This is a genomic window from Neisseria sp. GT4A_CT1 (genome assembly GCF_000227275.1).
Taxonomy (GTDB): domain Bacteria; phylum Pseudomonadota; class Gammaproteobacteria; order Burkholderiales; family Neisseriaceae; genus Neisseria.
Map to the genome: position 1 here is coordinate 289,446 of NZ_JH164965.1, position 6,158 is coordinate 295,603.

General features: G+C 52.9%; 7 protein-coding genes. 4 read left to right on the forward strand and 3 right to left on the reverse strand.

What is annotated here, in order from left to right; all coding sequences use genetic code 11:
* Positions 1–9: 9 nt before the first annotated feature.
* Complete coding sequence (gene aroD / locus HMPREF1028_RS03995; RefSeq protein WP_009311524.1) at positions 10–777, reverse strand: type I 3-dehydroquinate dehydratase; 768 nt, start codon at positions 775–777, stop codon at positions 10–12.
* Positions 774–1,469 (reverse strand): TIGR02117 family protein, encoded by a 696-nt coding sequence (locus HMPREF1028_RS04000; RefSeq protein ID WP_009311526.1) that lies wholly within the window; start codon positions 1,467–1,469, stop codon positions 774–776. The genes aroD and HMPREF1028_RS04000 overlap by 4 nt, the downstream gene beginning before the upstream one ends.
* Before the next feature lie 379 nt (positions 1,470–1,848).
* On the opposite strand from HMPREF1028_RS04000, the gene HMPREF1028_RS04005 reads away from it, so the two are divergent.
* The 4 genes from HMPREF1028_RS04005 (at position 1,849) to HMPREF1028_RS04020 (ending at position 4,943) form a co-directional block, all read left to right on the forward strand.
* Complete coding sequence (locus HMPREF1028_RS04005; RefSeq protein WP_009311528.1) at positions 1,849–3,264, forward strand: SLC13 family permease; 1,416 nt, start codon at positions 1,849–1,851, stop codon at positions 3,262–3,264.
* 107 nt (positions 3,265–3,371) lie between these two features.
* Positions 3,372–3,881, forward strand: coding sequence for a peptidylprolyl isomerase (locus HMPREF1028_RS04010; protein WP_009311530.1), 510 nt, complete (start codon positions 3,372–3,374; stop codon positions 3,879–3,881).
* Positions 3,882–4,365: 484 nt separating this feature from the next.
* Positions 4,366–4,704 (forward strand): hypothetical protein, encoded by a 339-nt coding sequence (locus HMPREF1028_RS04015; RefSeq protein ID WP_009311532.1) that lies wholly within the window; start codon positions 4,366–4,368, stop codon positions 4,702–4,704.
* The gene (locus HMPREF1028_RS04020; protein WP_009311534.1) at positions 4,704–4,943 is read left to right on the forward strand and encodes an NF038104 family lipoprotein; all 240 of its coding nucleotides are present in this window, start codon (positions 4,704–4,706) and stop codon (positions 4,941–4,943) included. Before HMPREF1028_RS04015 ends, HMPREF1028_RS04020 begins: the two co-directional genes overlap by 1 nt.
* Positions 4,944–5,217: 274 nt before the next feature.
* On the opposite strand, the gene HMPREF1028_RS04025 is transcribed toward HMPREF1028_RS04020, so the two are convergent.
* Entirely contained in the window at positions 5,218–5,997 is a 780-nt protein-coding gene (locus tag HMPREF1028_RS04025; RefSeq protein WP_009311536.1) for a ferredoxin--NADP reductase, read from the reverse strand.
* Between the last annotated feature and the right edge of the window lie 161 nt (positions 5,998–6,158).

A 6,158-nucleotide genomic window follows, 5' to 3' on the forward strand; every position in this document is an offset into this window, starting at 1 on the left:
TATTTATTGTTATCCGGTGGTGTTGCCGTTTTCCAAAACATCCAAGATGTTTTTCAGGTTGGCGGAATCGAGCTGGCCGGGGGCGGAGGCGGTGCCTGCCGTGCCGAATGTGATGGCGGAGCCGAAGGTCGAGCCTGCGATGCGGCTGACGAGTCCGAGCCTGCCCATGGAAATGGTAACAATCGGGCGGTTTGCGGTTTGACTGGCTTCCCAAGTGGCTTCCAAAAGCGTCAGGATATCGGCGGGGCTTTGGGGCATCACTGCGATTTTGCAGATGTCTGCGCCTGCCTCTTCCATTTTTTTCAGACGACCTGTGATGTCCGATTTGGCGGGCGTTTGATGAAAATCGTGGTTGCTCATCAGGACAGCGGTGTTGTGCGCTTTGGCTGCGGCAACCGCTTGGCGGACTTCGCTTTCTCCGGCGGAAAGTTCGATGTCGATGATGTCGATGATGTCTGAAGCGGCGGCTTTATCGAGCAACTCGAAATAATACGCTTTGCTGCAAGGGTATTCGCCGCCTTCCTCCGCGCGTCTGAAGGTAAACAGCAGCGGGGTTTCGGGAAACACATGGCGCACTGCGGCGGCTTGCGCAAGCAGGTATTCGGGGTTGCCTGCTTGGGCGAAATAGTCGGCTCTGAATTCGATAATATCGAAACAGGCGTGTTCGAGGTTTTTCAGGGCGGCGGATAAGGCTGCTTCGTCTCGGGCAACTAAGGGAACGGCGATTTTCGGCTGTCCGCTGCCGAGCGTGAGATGGCGGATGGTCAGGGTTTTCATGGTTTTTCTGCTGTATTGGTACGATGGCTGTCGAGCAGCGGATCGGGGAACGGTGTCCAAACGACGCCGTTGATGCCGCTTTCGGTCAGGCGGCGGTTGAGCCAGCTGTTGCACGTATTGAAAAGATGGTAGCGTCCTTCTGCCTCGTAGAATGCGTCGTCAGCGCTGTAATGCGCACCGGCGACGGGGATGGCTTTGCCTGCTTTCAATTTGAAATGGCGCATCAGGTTGGCACTCAGGCGGCGGTATTGTTCGCGACTGACGGTAAATTTGACGGTATTTTCGCCTTCGCGCGGCGACTCGCGGTAGTAGATGGCGTGAATCAGCGTGCTGTTGACCCCGCTTAACGCCTGTACTGCCGTAGAGGCGGTCAAATCCGACCACTGCGGCGTGTTCAAATAGAAATTGCGCTCGCCCCAGCCTATGCCGACGTAGCGGATGGGCGCATCGCCTTGCCCTGCGGGGCTGTCGGCAGGATTGATGATGCTGGTCCAGTCGAAAAGGTCGTCTGAAAGCGGCATGACGATGTCGGCGTGTACGCCGTTGCTGTTCAGGTAAAGTGTGACGTCGCCGTCGGAGGCGGTGCCGTCTTGTGGAATTTTACCGAGGATGTAGGCGGCGGCAAAGTAAAGGATGGCGGCGATGATAAACGCCAACAGTGCTTTCAGGAAGATTTTGAATATTTTTTTCATTGACGTGACGGCGTCGTTAAAGATGCGGCATCATATCACGATAACGGCATGTTTTAGGCATTTCAGACGACCTTAACGCTTTAACTACAAAGGAGGTCGTCTGAAAATCAACAAATAGATATTTTTAGTTTCCCATCAATCCGTTTTCGTAAAAACCGCGCCCAATTGTTAACATTATATTTACACTACACGCGATTACAAATATACTCGTCGCCATGCTGCACGGCTTTTTTTGACTGAAATCCAAAGCCTGCGAACGTCCCGACGCGGGAAACAAGAAAAACCGATTCAGTGAAATCAATAAAAAAGCAATGTCAGGCGATGAGCCTAAGCATCCGCGGTTTTAGCGATTTCACGTTATGCTTCAGAGGAATACTCCATGGACTTACATGCAAAGGACAAAACCCAGCATCCTGAGAATGTCGAGTTACTCAGTGCGCAAAAGCCGATTACCGACTTTAAAGGTCTGCTGACCACCATCATCTCCGCCGTCGTCTGTTTCGGCATTTACCACATCCTGCCGTACAGTACCGATGCCAACAAAGGCATCGCGCTGTTGATTTTCGTTGCCGCGCTTTGGTTTACCGAAGCCGTCCACATCACGGTAACCGCATTGATGGTGCCGATTCTCGCCGTCGTGCTCGGCTTCCCCGATATGGACATCAAAAAAGCGATGGCGGGCTTTGCCGATCCGACGATTTACATCTTCTTCGGCGGCTTCGCGCTTGCTACCGCCCTGCACATGCAGCGCCTCGACCGCAAAATCGCCGTCAACCTCTTGCGCCTGTCGCGCGGCAATATGAAAGTCGCCGTGTTGATGCTGTTTGCCGTTACCGCCTTCCTGTCCATGTGGATCAGCAATACCGCGACCGCCGCCATGATGCTGCCTTTGGCAATGGGTATGATGAGCCACCTCGACCAAGAAAAAGAACGTAAAACCTATGTCTTCGTCCTGCTCGGCATCGCCTACTGCGCCAGTATCGGCGGTTTGGGTACCGTGGTCGGTTCGCCGCCGAACATGATTGCCGCCAAAGCCCTGAATCTGGACTTCGTCGGCTGGATGAAGCTCGGTCTGCCGATGATGCTGTTAATTCTGCCCTTGATGCTGTTTTCCATGTACGTCATCCTCAAGCCCAATCTGAACGAACGCGTCGAAGTCAAAGCCGAGTCTATCCCTTGGACGCTGCACCGCGTGATTGCACTGTTGATTTTCATCGCTGCTGCCGTCGCTTGGGTATTCAGCTCCAAAATCAAAGAAGCGTTCGGCATTTCCAACCCCGATACCGTCATCGCCCTGATTGCTGCCGTCGCCGTCGTCGTATTCGGCGTGGCGCAATGGAAAGAAGTCGCCCGCAACACCGACTGGGGCGTATTGATGCTCTTCGGCGGCGGTATCAGCTTGAGCGCGCTGCTGCAATCTTCCGGCGCATCCGAAGCATTGGGTCAGCAGGTGGCCACCACTTTCACCGCCGCGCATCCGCTGCTGGTGATTTTCGTAGTCGCCACCTTCATCATCTTCCTGACCGAGTTCACCAGTAACACCGCCTCCGCCGCGCTGCTCGTGCCCATTTTCGCCAGCATCGCCACGCAAATGGGGCTGCCCGAACAAGTCTTGGTATTCGTCATCGGCATCGGCGCATCTTGCGCGTTCATGCTGCCGGTTGCCACGCCGCCCAACGCGATTGTGTTCGGTACGGGGTTAATCAAGCAACGCGAAATGATGAACGTCGGCTTGCTGCTGAACGTCCTCTGTATCGTACTGGTTGCGCTGTGGGCTTATTTCATCCTGATGTAAACCCGTAAAACCCTAGCCAAGGTCGTCTGAAAGAATATTTTTCAGACGACCTTGAAGTTTTTCCGCCCAGCACCATTTGTAAAAAGATTCTTAACGAAAGGAAACCCATGATTATCCTGCACACCAACAAAGGCGACATCAAAATCGAACTCGACTTCGACAAAGCCCCCGTTACCGCCAAAAATTTCGAGCAATACGTCAAAGACGGCTTCTACGACGGCGTAATCTTCCACCGCGTCATCAAAGGCTTCATGATTCAAGGCGGCGGCATGGACGAGAACATGAACGAAAAAGAAACCCGCGATCCGATTCAAAACGAAGCGTCCAACGGCCTGCCCAACGAGAAATACACCATCGCCATGGCGCGTACTTCCGACCCGCATTCCGCCAGCGCGCAATTCTTCATCAACACCGCCGACAACGCCTTCCTGAACTTCCGTTCTAAAGAACTATACGGCAAAACCGTCGTCCAAGACTGGGGCTACGCCGTATTCGGCAAAGTCGTCGATGGTTTTGATGTAGTCGATGCCATCGAAGGCGTCGCCACCAAACGCCACGGCTACCACGACGACGTACCGACCGAACCTGTCGTCATCACCAAAGCCGAAGTGGTATAAGATTGACGCGTTACATCCCTTGATGCAAAAAGCAGCCTGAAACAGGCTGCTTTTTTATTGGGCAAATATTTGAACGCAATCCGCCGCGCTTGTTTTCAGACGACCTTTGATATCGGAACCATCGCCTACGGATTCAACCCTGCTTTGCCCCATCTCAAAAGACGATTTATAGTGGATTATAGTGGATTAAAATAAAAATGAGACAAGGCGGTAACGCCCGCCGTGTACGGGTAGTACATAAGGACGTTGGCAATGCCGTATCATTGCAATTTTAATCCACTATAAATTTAAATCAGGACAAGGCGACTAAACCGCAGACAGTACAGATAGTACGGAACCGATTCACTTGGTGCTTCAGCACCTTAGAGAATCGTTCTCTTTGAGCTAAGGCGAGGCAACGCCGTGCTGGTTTAAAGTTAATCCACTATAATCCGCCATGGATTTTCCGTTACAATAAAGCTGATTTTGTTCACAGGAAACCATCATGCAGATTCAACCCTACCAAGCCGACATTGCCGAAAGAATGCTGGTCGGAACGACCGGAGAAACCATTCATCCCGATGCCCAATTCGTCTACACCGAAAACGGCTATTGGATTGCGTGGCATGACCAAACCGCCGCCCTGCTCGCTCCCGATACGCCGCCCGATATCCCCTGCTTTTGGGTCGAAGGGGCGCAAAGCCTCGAAGAACTTGTCGCGCTGGTTGAAAACGGCGAATTCGACGAAATGGAAGAATTCGACGGCGACGACGAAAGCTGGCACGAAGCGGCTTCCGGATGCAGCGGCGGACACCACGGCCATCAATGCGGATGCGAACATTGATGAACATAAAATCCCTTCTTCTTCCTGTGTTCCTCTGTTTGGCACTCAGCGGCTGTATCGTCACCAGCGCCGTCAATCTGGCCGCCACCACCGTCATGACCGCAGGTAAAATCGCTGTCAAAGGCACAGGCGCGTTAATCAATGCCGCCATTCCCGACAAGGACAAAAAGAAGGACAAAGAAAAGAAATCCCGCGAACAACAGGCGGATGATTATTTAGAAGAACCGTGTGAAGAATAAGCAGCCGCGCCCCATATCGACGGCTGAAAAACCATTCAAACAAAAGGTCGTCTGAAACGGCAAACCGTTTTTCAGACGACCTCTTTTGCTTCTATAGTGGATTAAATTTAAATCAGGACAAGACGACGAAGCCGCAGACAGTACAGATAGTACGGAACCGATTCACTTGGTGCTTCAGCACCTTAGAGAATCGTTCTCTTTGAGCTAAGGCGAGGCAACGCCGTACTGGTTTAAAGTTAATCCACTATATTAAGACCTTACCGGATCATCAGGCTCAAAACCCGTTTTCCATCATGATTTCGCCGGGGATGCGGTTGCGGTGCATGGCGAAGCCCAAGTCCATCAGGGCTTGGAACGTGTCTTTGACCATGGCGGGATTGCCGCAGACCATAAAGCGCGTGTCCGCTTTGGTGAACTTGAATCCCGCGTATGTTTCGAGGCTGCCGTCTTTCAGCAGCTCGGGAATGCGCTTGCCGCTCAACGCGCCTTCGGTTTCCTCGCGCGTGGTAATGGGGACGAAGCGGAATTTGTGGAAATACTCGCCAATCAGCGGATGGTCTTTCAACGCTTCAACACGTCGTCTGAAAATCAGTTCGCCGGAGAAAGAAACCGAGTGCGCCAAAATCAAACGGTCAAAACGCTGCCAGATTTCGGGCTGCTCGATGATGGAGAGGAAAGGCGCGATGCCCGAACCGGTGCAGAGCATGACCAAGTCCTTGCCGTCGGGAAAGCGTTCGGGCAGGAGGAAGCCCGTAGCGGTTTTGTCGAGCAGTATGGTGTTGCCCTCTTTCATGGCGGCGAACCGCGCGGACATGGGGCCGCCTTCGATCAAAACGGCAAAATATTCGAGCGTGTCGGCGTATTCGGCGGACACGACGGAATACGCGCGCCAGATAAAGCCTTCGCCGTCGCGAAAACCGAGCCGCGAAAACTGCCCCGCCGAGAAGCGGTAGGATTCAGGGCGGCTGATGGCAAAAGTCATCAGTTTGGGCGTATAGTGTTTAATCCACAAGACTTTTTCTTCGGTAAACTTGGCTTCGGGCGAGGCTGCCATAATGGGATTCCTTGTGTGTGCGGGATGGAAAATGGAAGGTATAGTAGATTAACTTTAAACCAGTACGGCGTTACCTCGCCTTAGCTCAAAGAGAACGATTCTCTAAGGTGCTGAAGCACCAAGTGAATCGGTTCCGTACTATCTGTACTGTCTGCGGCTTC